Raw genomic sequence first — 17,807 nt, 5'->3', positions numbered from 1 at the left:
ATGCTTAATAAAACAAGGGCAATTGTTTTGCACCAGGTTAAATATGGAGAATCCAGCCTGATCGTCACATTTTATACAGAAAAATTCGGCAGGATCAGCGGAATAGTAAGTGGTGTAAAATCAAAAAAATCAAAGATTCCGGCCATATTATTTCAGCCCCTGACTCTTTTGGAAACGGATTTTTACTACCGACAGAATCATACTATTCAACGATTGAAAGAAGCAACCGCTGCACATATATATAATTCAATACCTTATAATACTTCCAAAAGCGCTGTGGCTTTATTTCTTGCAGAAGTATTATATTTAAGTCTACAGGAAGAAGAACATAATCCCCTTTTGTTTTCTTTTGTTTTTCATGCTTTTCAGTTACTCGATGCCAAAGATGAAAACACTTCATGGTTTCACCATTGGTTTATGCTCCAGTTAACCCGGTACCTTGGTTTTTTCCCGGGTTCAGGCACTCCTGCCACGGTTTCACCGGTTATACATGAGTTTGCGGGTTTATCTGAAAGAGCTTCAACTGCACTTATTGAATTAATCAACAGTCCTCAGGGCCCGCCTGACCTGGAACGATTTGGTCATACCCAACGAAATGAACTCCTTGAAAGAATCATCCGCTATTATACAGTGCATATTGAAGATTTTTCACGCCTTAAATCCTGGGCTGTTTTGCAGGAAGTTTTCAAACCCAATAACACATGAAAGCAGAATCGTTTAAAAATAAAAGGTAATTTTACATAAATACCGGATTATGGCTAAAAAGAAAACCTTTCGCGAACTGAAACGTGAGTCGTTGGAAAGGAAAATGGCATTTAAAGATGAAGATCCCCTTGAAATTGAAATTCTTGTTTATGATGAGAAAACGGCAAAGCGGGATGCCACTAAAGATATTCAGGATCTTAAACCCTTAGTAGACAAAGACAAAATTAATTTAATAATTATTAATAATTTAACCGAACAGGATGACATCGATGAGCTGGGAAATTTTTTCGGCATTCACCCGATGGTCATGGAAGATGCTATAAGTGAAGCCGAAATACCCAGCATACAGGAATCCGGTGATCAGCTTTTAGTCACGTTAAAACTGATTGACCTCAAAGCCAGCGGGGATTTAGATATGAAACATATTGGTTTGTTGCTGGGAGAATTTTATGTGATCGTTTTTAAAGATTCGGAAAACAAGGTATTTAATGAAATTAAGGCTCGCATTGAAAACGGAAAAAGCAAAGCGCGTCAGAAGAAACCCGATTATCTTTTCTATCTTTTAACCGATGCTGTAATTGATACTTATTATAGTGTAGTTAATGAGATAGATAATAAAATAGATAAAATGGAAGCTGTTCTACTGGAGCATCCTGACACAAATTATATTCGCAATTTATACAGGATAAAACAACCGATGAGTGAGATGCGCAGTGTGGTTTACCCTATGCGGGAGGCTTTGATGAATATGATACAGGGAGATTATCCGCTAATAGAGGATGAAACCCTGCCGTTTTTACACGATGTAAAAGATCATATCAATAACATTGTAACCATGTTTGAAACAAGCCGTGATACACTTTCTGACCTGCTTGAAATCAATAATTCAAATATAAACAACCGGCTTAATGCTACAATGAAAATGCTGACCATTATTACAACGCTGTTTGTACCCCTCACCCTGATAGCCGGCATTTATGGGATGAATTTCAGGTTCATGCCTGAATTATCCTGGAAAGTCGGATACCCCATGGCGCTTGGCCTGATGTTGGTCACTGCGGGAGTTATGTTATATATTATGAAAAGAAATAAATTACTATAACCAGGATGGAAAAAGGAAGTTATGCATGGCTTGAGATGGCCAGGAGATTGCAAGCCGTAGCTCAGGCAGGCCTTGAATATTCAGACAATAAATACGACATTGACCGGTATGAGCAAATCAGAAGCTTAAGTCTTGATATCATGCAGCATTATTCGGGAATGAATCTCGAAAGTCTGTTAAACGGATTTGCCAGTGAAAAGGGCTATCCCACTCCTAAAGTAGACGTAAGAGGAGTCGTTTTCAGGGATAATGCCATTCTGCTCGTAAGAGAAACGATTGATGGTAACTGGTCGGTTCCCGGTGGATGGGCTGATGTAGGTTTAAGCCCGTTTGAAAATTCAGCTAAAGAGGTTTTTGAAGAATCCGGGCTTGTAGTCAGGCCTGTTAAACTTCTGGCAGTGCTCGACAAAAATAAACATAACCACCCGCCCGATTTATATCATATATATAAAATTTTCGTACTCTGCGAGGAAACCGGTGGTGAATTAAAGATTGGCATGGAAACAAGCGAAGTGGGCTTTTTTACGCCTGACAAACTTCCGTCATTGTCCACTCCGCGTATTACAGTGGAAGAAATCGAAATGATGTTTGACTACAAAAATAACCCGGAGAAACCGGCCCGCTGCGATTAATACTCATCCCAGCTTTTAATCGCAATTTCTTCAAGTGAAATTTTGCACAATGCGGTAAGGAAGGCACTGGCAAGCCTTGCGTTTGTAATCAGCGGAATATTGTAATCCACTGCACTGCGGCGAATGAGGTAGTCGTTGCTAAGCTCACTCTTCGACAGGTCTTTCGGAATATTGATTACAAGATCTATCATTTTGCTCTTAAGATAATCCAGCGTGTTAGGCTTTTTATCCTCATCGGGCCAATGCAGCATTGTGCATGGAATTCCGTTCATTTCCAGGAACTGGGCTGTTCCATGGGTTCCGAATAAATTATACCCTTTATCAATTAAAAGTTTACAACTGTTTACCAATTCCACTTTTGACCTCATAGGTCCGGTAGATAATAGTATGTTTTTCTTGGGATAATTATATCCGACTGAAAGCATCGATTTAAGTATAGCCTCATAAAAGTTTTCACCGATACATCCTACTTCACCCGTAGAGGCCATATCAACTCCAAGGATTGGATCAGCTTTGAGCAATCTTGAAAAGGAGAACTGAGGCGCTTTTATTCCAATGCAATCAAGATCAAATACCGATTTCCCCGGTTTTTCAACTTCCTTGCCCAGGATAACCCGGGTTGCCAGTTCAATAAAATTGACCTTGAGGATTTTGGATACAAAGGGAAAGCTTCTTGATGCCCGCAAGTTGCATTCAATAACTTTTATATCATTGTCCTTGGCGAGGAACTGAATATTGAAAGGACCTGAAATATTAAGTTCTTTGGCGATCATCCTTGAAATGCGCTTAATACGGCGCATGGTTTCAAAGTAAATTTTCTGTGCCGGGAAAACGATCGTGGCATCACCAGAATGTACTCCGGCAAACTCCACGTGCTCGCTGATGGCATAAGCAACGAGTTCACCATTTCGGGCAACTGCATCAAGTTCAATTTCTTTGGCCTGTTCAATGAATTCTGAGACTACAACCGGATATTGTCGTGAAACCTTAGCAGCCAGTTTCAGGTAATGTTCCATTTCTTCCTTGTTGGAAACCACGTTCATGGCTGCACCTGAAAGCACATATGAAGGCCGGATGAGAACGGGAAAACCCACTTCATCAACAAAGTCGTAGGTGTCCTGTATACTGGTAAGCTCTTTCCAGCGTGGCTGGTCAATTCTGAGGTTATCGCAAAGTGTAGAGAATTTATGCCGGTTTTCAGCCCTGTCAATCGACATGGGCGATGTGCCCAAAATGTTAACCTTCTGATCATGCAGGCGCATGGCCAGGTTATTGGGTATCTGGCCTCCCATGGAAAGAATGACTCCATGGGGATTTTCTAGCTCAATGATATCCATTACCCTTTCAAAAGAGAGCTCATCAAAATACAGGCGGTCACAAATATCATAATCGGTGCTCACGGTTTCAGGATTATAATTGATCATAACTGACCTGTACCCTTCTTTATTAATAGCATAAAGGGCATTAACGCTGCACCAGTCGAATTCAACACTGCTACCAATGCGGTATGCTCCTGATCCTAATACGATAACTGACCTGTGATCACCCAGATATTTAACATCATTTGATGTTCCGCTGTAAGTCAGGTACAGGTAATTGGTCATAGCCGGGTATTCGGCTGCCAGTGTATCAATTTGTTTTACAACAGGAACGATTTTCAATTTTTTCCTCAATTCCCTGATTGTCATTACCCCGTCATGCATATATTCATGCATATCTTTCATTACGGAACGGGCTACCTGGAAATCGGAGAACCCCAGGATCTTTGCTTTACGAAGGAGCTCAGCAGGTAAATCTTCCGGGGCATTATATTTTTCAAGTTCGTTTTTGTGATCGTAAATGTGCTTCAGCTTGTGAAGGAACCAGGGATCAATACGGGTAGCCTGATGGATCTTTTCAACCGTCCATCCCTTCTCGAAAGCCTCCTCAATAACAAATATGCGCATATCGGTAGGTTCCGAAAGTTCCTTTGCAATATCCTCAAATTCAAGATCACGGTTACCCACAAAACCATGCATTCCCTGGCCGATCATTCTCAGACCTTTCTGGATAGCTTCCTCAAAGGTACGGCCAATGGCCATTACTTCACCCACGCTCTTCATACTGCTTCCGATCTGCTTGGAAACGCCGATGAATTTATTCAGGTCCCATCGCGGAATTTTACAAACGATATAGTCGAGTGCCGGCTCAAAAAAGGCAGAAGTAGTTTTTGTAATTGAATTCTTAATTTCATGCAATCCGTATCCGAGCGCCAGTTTTGCGGCTACAAAAGCAAGAGGATAACCGGTAGCTTTGGAGGCGAGGGCACTTGAACGCGACAGTCGGGCATTTACTTCAATAACCCTGTAGTCCTCGGAAATGGGATCGAGTGCATACTGGATATTGCATTCACCTACAATTCCGATATGCCGTATAATTTTTATGGCAAGCTGGCGAAGCGAATGATATTCGGAATTAGTGAGGGTCTGGGATGGAGCAACTACAATGCTTTCCCCGGTATGAATTCCCAGCGGATCAAAATTTTCCATATTACAAACGGTAATGCAATTGTCGAAGCAATCGCGTACTACCTCATATTCCACTTCTTTCCAGCCCTTTAAGGATTTTTCAACAAGGATTTGCGGTGCATAGGAAAAGGCTTTTTCAGCCATCCTTCTTAGTTCTTCCTCGTTGTTGCAAAAACCGCTACCCTGACCTCCGAGTGTATAAGCCGCACGTATGATAACCGGATAACCAAGATTGGCAGCAGCTTCAACGGCCTTTTCGGTTTCAGTGACAGCAAAACTTTGTATTGTTTTTACATCAATTTCATTCAGCTTACGAATAAACAGGTCCCTGTCTTCCGTATCCATTATGGCCTGGACCGGCGTTCCCAAAACCCTTACATTATGGCGTTCAAGAGCCCCGTTTTTAAATAAGGCAATTCCGCAATTCAGAGCGGTCTGCCCCCCAAATGAAAGCAGGATACCGTCAGGCTTCTCCTTTTTAATTACCTGTTCAACGAAATAGGGAGTAACCGGGAGAAAATAAATGATATCAGCAATGCCTTCAGTGGTTTGTACTGTGGCTATGTTTGGATTGATCAGCACGGTTTTTATTCCTTCTTCACGCATAGCTTTCAGAGCCTGCGATCCTGAATAATCAAACTCACCTGCCTCCCCGATCTTAAGGGCACCGGAACCCAGAACAATGACTTTACTGATTGATTTATCCATCGGTATTAAAAAAGCTGAAGAAAAATAGTCCTATATTTGGCCCAAAAGTACAAATATTTTTAAATTCCGCTTGCATATTAATAAATAGTTGTATATATTTGCAACGCTATTGAATATCTATACAATATAATATGGGAAACAGGACAGAAAGGCTTTTAGCCATCCGGAACATTATTTCCTCCCAAAAAGTATCCAGTCAGGAGGAATTGCTTGAACTGCTGGAAAAAAAGGGACTTAATTACACCCAGGCCACACTTTCGAGGGATCTTAAGTTTCTTAAAGTTAACAAAATCTCTGATGTGGAAAAAGGCTACATCTACGAATTACCTGATCAGCATCATCTGCCCGGCCAGGAACTGGCTGAAAGTTATGCGGCACAGGGTTTCGTATCCATCCAGTTTGCCAACAAGCTGGGAATTATCCGCACTTTGCCGGGTTATGCCCCAAGCATCGCTTCACTGATTGACAAATTTAACCCGTTTGAAATTGTCGGAACTCTTGCCGGAGATGATACCATTCTGATCATTCCCCATGACAATGTCACCGAGAAGGACGTAGTCAATACGTTAATTATTATTATTCCTGAATTAAAAAATAAGATTAAGTAATCTGATGAAGAAAGAAAAAGTAGTACTGGCTTACAGCGGAGGTCTTGATACTTCGGTTATCCTTAAATGGCTTATTGAAAAAGGGTATGAGGTGATTGCATATGTAGCTGATGTGGGACAGGATGATGATTTTGCTGAGGTTGAGAAAAAGGCGCTGAAAATCGGCGCATCAAAAGTGTATATTAAAGATCTGAAAAGAGAATTTGTAACCGATTATATTTTCCCGGCCCTGAAGGCAAATGCTGTTTATGAAAGCAGGTACCTGCTTGGAACCTCGCTTGCACGACCCGTTATTGCAAAATACCAGATTGAAATTGCAGCTCTAGAGAACGCGGAATGGGTTTCACATGGTGCCACAGGGAAAGGAAATGACCAGGTTCGTTTTGAGTTATCCTATTATGCTTTGAATCCCAAGATTAAGGTCCTTGCCCCTTGGAAAATGCAGGAGTTCCTTGATCAGTTCAAAGGAAGAACGGATATGCTGAATTATGCGCAGGAAAAAGGAATTCCGGTTAAGGCTACAGTTAAAAAACCTTACAGCGAAGACGACAATCTCATGCATATTAGCCATGAAGCAGGCATCCTTGAGGATCCGGCATACAGGCCTGAAAAAGACATGCTGACCAAAATGGTTCCCCCGCAGCTGGCTCCTGATAAAGAAACACATCTTGAAATTCATTTCACCGACGGAATTCCGGTTAAAGTGGTTAACCCCGAAGAAGGTGTCAGCGTTTCAGATCCGCTTGAATTGTTCATTTATCTTAACAAAGTAGGCGGGCAAAACGGAATCGGTTTGCTTGACATGGTTGAAAACCGGTTTGTGGGAATCAAATCACGCGGTGTTTATGAAACACCGGCAGGAACAATCCTGTTGCATGCCCACATGGATATAGAGGGCATTGCCATGGACCGCGAGGTTATGCGGTTGAGAAACATGCTTTCACCTGTGTTTGCGGAAATTGTATACAACGGCTTCTGGTTCAGTCCCGAAATGGAATTCCTCAGTTCGGCGATTGACAAAAGCCAGGAATTGATTACAGGTGTGGTCTATCTTACGCTTTATAAGGGAAATGTTATTATTGACGGGCGTGTTTCACCCAGCTCGCTGTATGACAAGGAACTTTCAAGCATGGATATCGCAGGTGGCTTTGATCAAAAAGACAGCGCAGGCTTTATTAAGATCAACGCCATACGTTTAATGGCACACCATGCCATTACCCGGCGTAAGGGTAAGTAATAGTTTTTTCTAAATAACCCTGTCCGACATATACTTACGGAATAAATTTCCGGAGGTAATATCACCGTATTGTCATGAAACTCTGGGATAAAAATATACAAACAGACAAGCTGATTGAACAGTTTACAGTCGGAAAAGACCGTGAACTCGATTTGTTGCTTGCTCCCTATGACGTACTCGGATCGCTGGCGCATATTCAAATGCTGGAGCATATTGGCTTACTCCGGAAAGAAGAATGGCTGTTACTGAGAAATGAGCTTATATCCATTTTTAACCTCACCCGTGATCAGCTTTTCGTGATTGAACCGGAAAGTGAGGATGTTCATACCCAGGTGGAAGTGTTGCTTACACGGAAACTGGGGGATACAGGGAAAAAAATACACGCTGCCAGGTCGCGCAACGACCAGGTGCTGGTTGACATCAAGCTTTTTATACGTGATCGCATACAGGAAATAGCCGGGCAAACCCATGATTTATTCGAACTGCTGATTTCCCGGAGCAATGAATTAAAAGACTTGTTAATTCCGGGTTATACCCATCTGCAGGTTGCCATGCCTTCATCCTTTGGACTATGGCTTGGAGGTTATGCCGAGAGCCTTATCGACGACATGCGTTTACTGCAGGCCGCCTATAATGTGGCTGATCAGAATCCGCTCGGCTCTGCTGCCGGTTACGGTTCGTCCTTTCCTGTCGACAGGCAGATGACTACCGACCTGCTTGGTTTTTCAAGCATGAATTATAATGTTATCCAGGCCCAGATGAGCCGTGGAAAAACAGAGAGGATCGTATCCTTTGCACTTGCCTCACTGGCATCAACCGTTTCGCGATTGGCAAATGATATCTGTTTATTTAACAGTCAGAACTTTGGGTTTATTTCTCTTCCGGATGAAATGACAACCGGTTCGAGTATAATGCCCCATAAAAAAAACCCTGATGTTTTTGAACTGATCCGTTCACATTGTAATCGCATTCAGGCCATGCCTGCGGAAATCGGCAACATGCTGATCAATCTGCCTTCGGGATATTTCAGGGATATGCAGGTGATAAAAGAAGTTTTTCTGCCTGTGTTCGACAATTTCAGCAACTGCCTGAAAATAGCTACATATGCTGTTTCAGGGATTAAACCGGCACAAAATGTGCTGAGTGATGAAAGGTACCGGTATGTGTTCTCTGTGGAAGAGGTGAATAAACTGGTTCTGCAGGGTGTTCCGTTCAGGGAAGCCTACAAAATGGTAGCCAAAACAATTGCTGAAGGCACCTACAATCCGGCTAAAACAGTGAATCACACCCATGCCGGCAGTATCGGCAATTTATGCAATGACCTCATTACTGATAAAATGAATTCGGTCATGCAAAGCTTTGATTTCGAAAAAAAAGACCGGGCGTTTCGCCACTTATTAGAAAGATGATGGGAAAGAGAAAGCAAACAATAGTAGTCAGGATAGAGATTTCAACCTTGCTCGGTTCAAACGGTAAGATAAGCAACCGGAAGATGGACCGCCTGGCCATGGTGCTCACCAATCTGCATAACAGCGGCAAGCATGTACTTGTTGTGTCTTCAGGAGCCATCGTTCTTGGAGCCGAAAAACTTAAACTGTCAAGGATACCTACAGGACAAATCGATATGCAGGCTACTGCAGCTGTAGGTCAGGCAGAGCTTATCCGTTGCTACCAACGTTTTTTTGATGATTACAACCAGATCATTGCACAGGTATTGCTCACGAGTGACATTATCGATTACCCCGAACGTGTTCAAAATACCCGGAACACCTTCAATACACTTCTTGATATGAGCATTATCCCGATCATTAATGAAAATGACCCGGTTTCGACAGCAGATATTGAATTTGACGACAATTATCCGCTCGCCCTGATTGTTGCCAATATTGCCGAGGCTGATTTTATTGTGATCAAAATGGATATGAACGGGAAGTATCTTATTGTACCCGCCGCCAGCCAGCCTGCAATGGTAGTTGACGGAGAAACCGAACTTCATAATAAGATTGAATCATACTGCGAGGTATTGATTCAGGGTGAGCAAAAAGCAGGAGTGAAATTTCCTGCTTCGATAGGCGATATTGTTTTTACAAATTGAAGAGATCATGGAATACAGGGAAGTTTTAAAGAATAAGCACCGCATTGTAGTTAAGATAGGCACTTCGTCATTATCATACGCCAACGGACGGATGAATTTTCAGCGAATTGAAAAACTGGCCTATGTGCTGAGCGCTGTTCGCCGCCGGGGTGTTCAGGTTATCCTGGTTACCTCAGGCGCCATCGGCGTGGGATCAGGGAGGCTCGGGCTTACCCGCAGACCGCAGGAGCTTGCTAAAAAGCAGGCATTGGCTGCTGTCGGACAGGCTGAATTGATGAAGATATACCAGCGTTTTTTTGAGGAATACAATCAGCTGGTCGCCCAGGTTCTTCTTACAAAAGACGTGGTCATCATCCCTTCAAGAAATCAGAATGCCAGGAGCACGTTGATTAAACTGTTTGAAATGGACATCATTCCTATCATCAATGAGAATGATACCATTGCAACCAATGAGATTGAATTCGGCGATAATGATACCCTGTCAGCCATTGTAGCCTCTCTTGTGAATGCTGATTTGCTGGTTATGCTTTCCGATATCGATGGCTTATACAATGCCGATCCAAGAAGCGAAGAAAATGCCGAGATCATTCATTCAGTGCTGGAAATCACACCTGAGGTGGAACAACTGGCTTCCGGCGCAGGATCTTCATTCAGCACCGGCGGAATGGTCACAAAAATATCCGCTGCGAAGATATGCCTTAAAGACGGTATCGATTGTCTCATCGCCAGCGGTTCGGATCCGGCTATACTTTTTGATGTACTGGCAGGCAAGGAAGTAGGCACTCATTTTGTTGCCAATGTTGAAAATTTTACGCACCATGAATGATCTTAAACAGAAATTGACTTTTCTGGCAGGTTCAGTTAAACAGGCTTCCCGGAAACTTGCCCGTGCGAATACAATGCAAAAGGATAACGCACTGAAGGCAATCGCAGATGAAATAAATAAAAACAGGGAAATTCTGAAAGCTGAAAACAGCAGGGATCTTGAATCAGGAAAATCAAAAGGCCTATCGGCCGCGTTTATCGACCGGCTTACACTGAATGATAAACGGATTGACGGGATGATCCAGGTTTTACACGATGTAGTTAACCTGAAAGATCCTGTTGGTGAAATATTCAATATGAACACCCTTCCAAACGGCCTGAAAGTAGGCCAGATGCGTGTTCCTATAGGAGTGCTTGCCATCATTTTCGAAAGCAGGCCCAATGTGTGCATTGAAGTCGCTTCACTTACCATTAAATCAGGTAACGGAGTCATTTTAAGAGGGGGTTCGGATGCCATTCACTCGAATCTGAAACTGGCTGAACTTATCCGGAATGGGTTGAAATCAGCAGGGTTACCTGAAGAATGTGTGGGTATAGTCGATAACACAAACCGGGAATCGGTTCTCGGGCTTGTTAAATTGAAGGATTACATTGATGTCATTATACCGCGTGGCGGGCTCCAGCTGATCCGCCTCGTTGAAGAAAATTCAATCATTCCGGTGATCAGGCACGATATGGGAATCTGCCATACGTATGTGGATGAATTTGCAAAGCAGGAAATGGCCCTGGATATTTGTTATAATGCAAAAGTACAGCGGCCCGGTGTTTGCAATGCAATGGAAACCCTGCTTGTGAACAGCAAAGTTGCCCCTGTCTTCCTGCCTGAAATGAAGGCAAAATTTGATAAAGCCGGTGTTAAGCTTAAAGGTGATGATAAAACAAGGAAAATTCTTACGGGCATCGAACCGGCCACCGAAGAAGACTGGAATACGGAATACCTCGACCTTGTTTTATCGGTGAAAGTGGTAAACTCGCTCGACGAGGCCATTGATCACATTAATGTCTACAGTTCCCATCATTCGGATGCCATTGTTACCGACAGCTATGAAAACGGACTTCGCTTTATCAGTGAAGTGGATTCGGCTGCCTGTTTTATCAATGCATCCACACGTTTCAGCGACGGAAACGAATTCGGACTCGGAGCGGAGATGGGAATCAGCAATCAGAAGCTTCATGTAAGAGGGCCTATGGGTTTGAAAGATCTTATGGCGCCCAAATACATCATTTTTGGAAATGGCCAGGTGAGAACCTGACCGAATATTAACCTATAAATTTCAATTACCATGCAACCACTCAGTGAATTCATGCAAAAACTTGAGGAGATTACAGTAAAGGCTTCTCAGATTGACAAAGCTCTCTTTGAAACGTACAATGTCAAAAGAGGACTCAGGAATCAGGATGGCTCAGGTGTTCTTGTAGGCCTGACCAATATCGGAGATGTGGTGGGCTATGAGAAAAAAGATAACCAGGTTATACCCTGTGAGGGAAAACTTTTTTACAGGGGAATTGACGTGGAAGATATGGTGCATGGTTTCCAGAAGGATAAAAGACATGGATTTGAAGAGACTGTCTATCTTTTGTTAACCGGTAAACTTCCTTCAAAAGATGACCTGGATCTGTTTTCATCCTATATGGCCGGCCACCGTGACCTGCCCAACAGTTTTGTCAACCTCATCCTGTCTTTCAGGGGAAAAAACATAATGAACATGCTCACCCGTTCAATCCTTGTGATGTACACACAGGACGATGAGGCTGAGAACTATTCACATATCAACCTGCTAAAGCAATCGCTTAACCTTATTGCTAAATTCCCGGTAATTGCCGCCTATGTGTATTTCGGATTTCGTCATACCTACCAGCGCAAATCACTCATATTCCGTCATCCGGATCCCGCCTTAAGCACAGCTGAAAATTTCCTGTACATGCTTAAAGGAGAAGACTATAACAAGATTGAAGCCGACATTCTTGACCTTGCCCTTGTATTGCATGCCGAACACGGAGGAGGGAACAACTCAACCTTTGCAACCCGTGTAATCAGCTCGGCAGGTACCGACACCTATTCTGCCATATCTGCAGGTCTTGGTTCACTGAAAGGTTATCTGCACGGCGGAGCCAACCTGCAGGTGGAAGAAATGATGAAGGATATTAAAAAGAATGTTTCCGACTGGAAAGATAAAAAAGAGGTTGTTGAATACCTGAAAAAAATATTGAAATGCGAAGCCGGCGACGGTTCCGGCAAGCTTTACGGTATTGGCCATGCCATCTATACGCTGTCCGATCCCAGGGCAATCCTGTTAAAGGATAAAGCAAAAGAATTGGCTGCATCCAAAGGAAAACTTGATGAATATTTGTTGTACGAATCAGTTGAGGAGTTAGCACCCGAAGCTTTTGCCAGTTTTAAGGAAGGTAGCAATAAAGTGATCAGTGCCAATGTCGACTTCTATTCGGGATTTGTATATAAATGCATTGATATTCCGAAGGAGTTGTTCACTCCAATTTTTGCCATTGCCAGGATGGCCGGCTGGTGTGCTCACAGGCTTGAAGAAGTGACATTTACATCACGAAGAATTATTCGGCCTGCCTATAAGAATGTTTTTGGCAGAGTACAGTATGAATCAATTGAATCAAGAGATTAAAAAACTGTTAAAGTACCTTCTAAAAATGAGAGTGATTTATAAATATTCAGTAGTTTTTATTATATTTGCCCCCAAGAACAGGATGTATGATTTTAACATGGATCAATAATAAAGACAATAAATGCCAATCTCATTGAGAATGGAATAATAGTATATATAAAAGGCCATTCTCAAAAAAGAATGGCCTTTTTTTACATAAAAAAATTAATATAAGAAGTAATGATAACTAATGGATTACCCACCAAAAGAGGATTGTATGATCCGGCTGAAGAACACGACAGTTGCGGTATCGGTTTTGTTGCTCAGATAAAGGGGATTAAATCGCACGATATTATAAACAGGGGGCTTGAAGTTCTCGAAAATATGTCACACCGTGGTGCTGAAAGTGCCGACAATGTTACAGGTGATGGCGCGGGAATTTTAATTCAGCTTCCTCATAGTTTTTTTAAATCCAAAGGTATTGCGGTTCCCGATGAAGGTAAGTATGGGGCAGGACTTGTTTTCCTGCCTAAATCGGATTCAGACAGGGCTCAATGCGAAAAGATACTGACTGAATCCGTGGAATCCCGCGATATGAAAGTAATCGGATTCAGGGATGTTCCTGTGGATAATTCAATCCTGGGTGAGATCTCACGAAGCTCCGAGCCTTTTATCCGGCAGGTTTTCGTGTCCGGTAACTTTGAACAGGATGAACTTGAACGGAAGCTATACATTGCCAGGAAACAGGCCGAAAACCTGGTTCGCAATTCGGAGATTGAAAGCAGGGGAACTTTTTACATCCCCAGCCTTTCTTCCAAAGTTATGATTTATAAAGGTCTGTTCACCTCTCATCAGCTCAGGCAATACTATACTGATCTTAGAGACAGCAAGCTGACAAGCGCCATAGCATTGATACATTCCAGGTTTTCAACAAACACTTTTCCCACCTGGGACCTGGCGCAACCCTTCCGCTACCTGGGACACAACGGTGAAATCAACACGATTAAAGGAAACCGCATGTGGATGAGCGCCCGTGAACCACTTATGAAAACAGGCGTGCTGGGTGAAGAACTTAAACATGTATTTCCGGTTATCGAACCGGATAAAAGCGATTCCGCATCTCTTGATAATGTCCTCGAATTCCTTGTAATGACAGGAAAATCACTTACGCATGCCATGAGTATGCTCATTCCCGAGTCATGGAACGACAGGAATCCGATACCCGAAAGTCTCAAGGCGTTCTACGAATACCATTCCACGATTATGGAACCATGGGACGGTCCGGCATCCATTGTATTCAGTGATGGCCGTTTTATAGGCGGCACTCTCGACCGCAATGGCCTGAGACCTTCACGATATATCATCACCCATGATGACCTGATTGTAATGGGATCAGAAGTGGGTGTTCAGATTTTTGCCCCCGAGCAGGTAAAAGAAAAAGGAAGGCTCAGACCCGGAAAAATATTACTTGTCGATACCAAATTCGGAATTATCGTTCCCGATGATGAATTAAAAAGACAGCTCACAGAAAGAAATCCTTACGGTAACTGGCTTAAGGAAAATCGTATTGATCTTTCGGATATCGTAGTTAAAAACAGGGTTCCTTCTACACTCGGAGATTCTTACGAGCAGTATCTCAAGGTTTTCGGCTATACAAAAGAAGATATGGATGTGCTGATGAAGCCGATGACGATTGAAGGACAGGAACCGGTGAGTTCAATGGGCAATGATACCCCGCTAGCCGTTATGTCGGACAGACCCCAAAGGCTGTTTAACTATTTCAGGCAGCATTTCGCCCAGGTAACCAACCCTCCCATTGACCCGATCCGTGAAGGACTTGTGATGTCACTCACCAATTATATCGGTTCCGTGTCAAGGAATCTGTTAATGGAATCACCTTCACATTGCAAGCTGATCAAATTCAGAACTCCTATCGTCACCAATACAGATCTTGGCAAAATTAAGAATCTCGACCAGGAACAGTTCTCTCATATCGTAATTCCCATGCTGTTTGATGCCGAAAGCAAAAAACCGGGGGAATCACTTGAAAAAGCAATAAGCGAAATGTGCCGGCTGGCCGAAGAGGCAGTGGATAAAGGCAGGAATTTCATCATTCTTTCTGACCGTGAAATCAGCAGGAAAAGAGTTCCGATTCCTTCATTGCTTGCCGTATCAGCTGTTCATCATCACCTCATCAACGCCCAGAAGCGAATGCAGATTGGGTTGATCGTTGAAACCGCTGAGCCGCGTGAAGTGAACCATTTTGCCCTTCTATTTGCCTATGGCGCCAGTGTTGTAAATCCATACGGTGCATTTGCCATAATAGAAAAGATGTGCGATTCGGGCGAGCTTAAAATGCAGTACCCTGAAGCACGCGAGCACTTTATAAAATCGATTGACAAAGGATTGCTCAAGGTGATGTCGAAGATGGGTATCTCAACGCTGAGAAGCTATCACGGTGCCCAGATTTTTGAAGCCATCGGTTTGGCAAAAGACGTTGCACTGAAGTATTTCAAGGGTACCGATTCAAGAATTAACGGAATTGGGCTGGAAGAAATAGCCAGGGAAGCACTCATTTTCCACAATAGCGCATGGAATCCTGATTCGCAGGATCCGGCAGGATTACAAACTGCAGGCGTGTATCATTATCGTAAAAACGGCGAACAGCATGCATGGAACCCTGAAACTATAGGTTTGCTTCAATGGTCTACACGAACCAATGATTACAGTAAATTTAAAGAATTCAGTGCCCTTGTTGATAGCGAGAATCGCAAGCCTATGTTTCTCAGGGGTTGTGTGAATTTTAAAAAGGGAGTTCCTGTTCCTATTGACGAAGTGGAAACAGTTGAATCCATCATGAAAAGGTTTGTGACAGGCGCCATGTCGTACGGTTCAATCAGCAAGGAAGCTCATGAATCGATGGCAGTGGCCATGAACAGTATTGGCGGCCGCAGTAACACAGGTGAAGGCGGTGAAGATTCAGAAAGGTTCGGCTCAAATGCCCGAAGCGCCATTAAACAGGTAGCCTCAGGCAGGTTCGGAGTAACAACCAGTTATCTTGTCAACGCCGATGAAATACAGATTAAAGTAGCACAGGGAGCCAAGCCCGGTGAGGGAGGTCAGCTGCCCGGCCATAAAATTGATTCCATCATTGCCCGGTTGAGACACTCGACCCCAGGCATTACCCTGATTTCTCCTCCTCCGCATCACGATATTTATTCAATTGAGGACCTGGCACAGCTGATTTTCGATCTGAAATGCACCAATCCACGGGCAAAAATAACTGTTAAGCTGGTTTCTGAAAAGGGTGTTGGAACTATTGCCGCAGGTGTGGCAAAAGCTCATGCCGATGGTATTACAATCAGCGGTTGCGAAGGAGGTACCGGGGCTAGTCCGGCCAGTTCAATAAAATTTGCCGGGTTGCCCATGGAACTCGGAATCTCTGAAGTTCAGCAAACGCTTGTCATGAATAACCTGCGCGACAGGGTTAAACTTCAGACCGACGGACAGCTTAAAACCGGAAAAGATGTTGTATATGCCGGTTTGCTGGGTGCAGAAGAATTTGGTTTTGCAACAGGATCCCTGATCGTTCTGGGCTGTGTGATGATGCGTAAATGCCATCTCAATACATGTCCCGTGGGTGTTGCCACACAAAATCCTGAACTGCGCAAACGCTTTATGGGCAAATCGCAGTACCTGATCAATTATTTCCGTTTCGTTGCTACTGAAGTTCGTGAAATAATGGCGGAACTCGGTTTCAGGAAGTTTGATGACCTGGTCGGAAGAACCGATATGCTGGAACAGAGAACCGACCTGAATCACTGGAAAGCTTCGAAAATTGATTTATCAGCAGTTCTTTACAGGCCCGAAGAAGCTTCAAAATTTGATTCTTATTGCACCTGCCTCCAGAAGCACAAAATAGATGAGGTTATGGATCATGAACTCATCAAACTTTCAAATAAAGCCATCAAGAATGCCGACAAAGTATGGATTTCAAAAGAAATCAATAATACCGACAGAACGGTTGGTGCCATGCTTTCAGGTGAAATTACCCGTGAATGCGGTGAAGCAGGATTACCTGACAGCACGATCATTTGTAAATTCAAGGGTTCAGCGGGACAGTCATTTGGAGCCTTTCTTGTAAAAGGAGTCAATTTCGAACTTGAAGGCGATGCCAATGACTACCTGGGTAAAGGTTTGTCAGGAGGCCGGATCATTGTTGTGCCACCGCGCGGTTCCACATTCAAACCGGAAGAAAATATCATTGCCGGTAACACACTTTTATATGGTGCAACGAGTGGTGAAGCTTATATTCACGGTGAAGTGGGAGGCCGTTTTGCAGTAAGAAACAGCGGCGCAATTGCTGTGGTTGAAGGTGCCGGTGATCATTGCTGTGAATACATGACAGGTGGCCGTGTGGTTGTACTTGGAATAGCAGGCCGTAATTTCGCTGCCGGTATGAGCGGGGGTATTGCCTACGTGCTCGATGTGAACGGAAATTTTGACTATTTCTGCAACAAAGGTATGGTTGAATTAGGCCCTGTAGGCGATCATGAAGATATTCTCGAACTGCAACGGCTTATCAACAACCATTTTCTGTATACACGAAGCGAGCTGGCTGAAAGAATCCTCGTAAACTGGGATGAATACCTGCCGAAATTCGTGAAGGTTATACCGCTGGAATACAAGAAAGTACTGGAAGAACAGAAGATTTCACAAATCATTCAGAAAATCCAGCGTACCGAAGACGAACCCCATTTTCATTATTAACAG

General features: G+C 43.4%; 12 protein-coding genes. 11 read left to right on the top strand and 1 reads right to left on the bottom strand.

Annotation, left to right across the window (positions count from 1 at the left end; genetic code table 11):
* Genes recO through VK179_11290 form a run of 3 tightly spaced genes read left to right on the top strand, consistent with a single transcriptional unit; the run spans position 1 to position 2,439 of the window.
* On the top strand, positions 1-705 hold the full coding sequence (gene recO, locus VK179_11300) for a DNA repair protein RecO (GenBank protein ID HLO59319.1): 705 nt from the start codon (positions 1-3) through the stop codon (positions 703-705).
* Between the two features lie 49 nt (positions 706-754).
* A complete protein-coding gene (corA, locus tag VK179_11295) occupies positions 755-1,807 on the top strand; it encodes a magnesium/cobalt transporter CorA (protein HLO59318.1) in 1,053 nt (350 codons plus the stop codon).
* Between the two features lie 5 nt (positions 1,808-1,812).
* Complete coding sequence (locus VK179_11290) at positions 1,813-2,439, top strand: NUDIX hydrolase (protein ID HLO59317.1); 627 nt, start codon at positions 1,813-1,815, stop codon at positions 2,437-2,439.
* Here VK179_11290 and carB read toward each other — a convergent pair.
* Entirely contained in the window at positions 2,436-5,654 is a 3,219-nt protein-coding gene (gene carB / locus VK179_11285; protein ID HLO59316.1) for a carbamoyl-phosphate synthase (glutamine-hydrolyzing) large subunit, read from the bottom strand. The genes VK179_11290 and carB overlap by 4 nt on opposite strands.
* A gap of 131 nt (positions 5,655-5,785) precedes the next feature.
* Here carB and VK179_11280 point away from each other — a divergent pair, with 131 nt between their 5' ends.
* The 8 genes from VK179_11280 to gltB all read left to right on the top strand — a co-directional run bounded on the left by VK179_11280 (position 5,786) and on the right by gltB (position 17,804).
* Complete coding sequence (locus VK179_11280) at positions 5,786-6,262, top strand: hypothetical protein (protein HLO59315.1); 477 nt, start codon at positions 5,786-5,788, stop codon at positions 6,260-6,262.
* Positions 6,263-6,266: 4 nt separating this feature from the next.
* Positions 6,267-7,499, top strand: coding sequence for an argininosuccinate synthase (locus VK179_11275; GenBank protein HLO59314.1), 1,233 nt, complete (start codon positions 6,267-6,269; stop codon positions 7,497-7,499).
* A gap of 74 nt (positions 7,500-7,573) precedes the next feature.
* Positions 7,574-8,908 carry an argininosuccinate lyase gene (gene argH / locus VK179_11270; protein HLO59313.1) on the top strand — a complete coding sequence of 445 codons (1,335 nt, stop codon included), beginning with the start codon at positions 7,574-7,576 and terminating at the stop codon, positions 8,906-8,908.
* Positions 8,908-9,594 (top strand): hypothetical protein, encoded by a 687-nt coding sequence (locus VK179_11265; GenBank protein ID HLO59312.1) that lies wholly within the window; start codon positions 8,908-8,910, stop codon positions 9,592-9,594. The genes argH and VK179_11265 overlap by 1 nt, the downstream gene beginning before the upstream one ends.
* A 7-nt stretch (positions 9,595-9,601) precedes the next feature.
* Positions 9,602-10,420, top strand: coding sequence for a glutamate 5-kinase (gene proB / locus VK179_11260; protein ID HLO59311.1), 819 nt, complete (start codon positions 9,602-9,604; stop codon positions 10,418-10,420).
* A complete protein-coding gene (locus tag VK179_11255; GenBank protein ID HLO59310.1) occupies positions 10,413-11,672 on the top strand; it encodes a glutamate-5-semialdehyde dehydrogenase in 1,260 nt (419 codons plus the stop codon). The genes proB and VK179_11255 overlap by 8 nt, the downstream gene beginning before the upstream one ends.
* A gap of 30 nt (positions 11,673-11,702) precedes the next feature.
* Positions 11,703-13,055 (top strand): citrate synthase, encoded by a 1,353-nt coding sequence (locus VK179_11250; GenBank protein ID HLO59309.1) that lies wholly within the window; start codon positions 11,703-11,705, stop codon positions 13,053-13,055.
* A 219-nt stretch (positions 13,056-13,274) separates the two neighbouring features.
* The gene (gene gltB, locus VK179_11245; protein HLO59308.1) at positions 13,275-17,804 is read left to right on the top strand and encodes a glutamate synthase large subunit; all 4,530 of its coding nucleotides are present in this window, start codon (positions 13,275-13,277) and stop codon (positions 17,802-17,804) included.
* Positions 17,805-17,807: the final 3 nt, after the last annotated feature.

The sequence above is a fragment of the Bacteroidales bacterium genome, from assembly GCA_035299085.1.
Classification (GTDB): domain Bacteria; phylum Bacteroidota; class Bacteroidia; order Bacteroidales; family UBA10428; genus UBA5072.
The sequence above is the reverse complement of the archived record's forward strand: the minus strand, read 5'-3'. Positions and strand labels throughout refer to the sequence as shown.

What these genes read in the sequence shown, in the direction of transcription:
- proB (HLO59311.1), top strand. Translation starts at nt 9,602, where the DNA reads ATGGAATACAGGGAAGTTTTAAAGAATAAGCACCGCATTGTAGTTAAG.
- VK179_11265 (HLO59312.1), top strand. Translation starts at nt 8,908, where the DNA reads ATGGGAAAGAGAAAGCAAACAATAGTAGTCAGGATAGAGATTTCAACC.
- carB (HLO59316.1), bottom strand. Translation starts at nt 5,654, where the DNA reads ATGGATAAATCAATCAGTAAAGTCATTGTTCTGGGTTCCGGTGCCCTT.
- VK179_11255 (HLO59310.1), top strand. Translation starts at nt 10,413, where the DNA reads ATGAATGATCTTAAACAGAAATTGACTTTTCTGGCAGGTTCAGTTAAA.
- argH (HLO59313.1), top strand. Translation starts at nt 7,574, where the DNA reads ATGAAACTCTGGGATAAAAATATACAAACAGACAAGCTGATTGAACAG.
- recO (HLO59319.1), top strand. Translation starts at nt 1, where the DNA reads ATGCTTAATAAAACAAGGGCAATTGTTTTGCACCAGGTTAAATATGGA.
- gltB (HLO59308.1), top strand. Translation starts at nt 13,275, where the DNA reads ATGATAACTAATGGATTACCCACCAAAAGAGGATTGTATGATCCGGCT.
- VK179_11250 (HLO59309.1), top strand. Translation starts at nt 11,703, where the DNA reads ATGCAACCACTCAGTGAATTCATGCAAAAACTTGAGGAGATTACAGTA.
- corA (HLO59318.1), top strand. Translation starts at nt 755, where the DNA reads ATGGCTAAAAAGAAAACCTTTCGCGAACTGAAACGTGAGTCGTTGGAA.
- VK179_11275 (HLO59314.1), top strand. Translation starts at nt 6,267, where the DNA reads ATGAAGAAAGAAAAAGTAGTACTGGCTTACAGCGGAGGTCTTGATACT.
- VK179_11280 (HLO59315.1), top strand. Translation starts at nt 5,786, where the DNA reads ATGGGAAACAGGACAGAAAGGCTTTTAGCCATCCGGAACATTATTTCC.
- VK179_11290 (HLO59317.1), top strand. Translation starts at nt 1,813, where the DNA reads ATGGAAAAAGGAAGTTATGCATGGCTTGAGATGGCCAGGAGATTGCAA.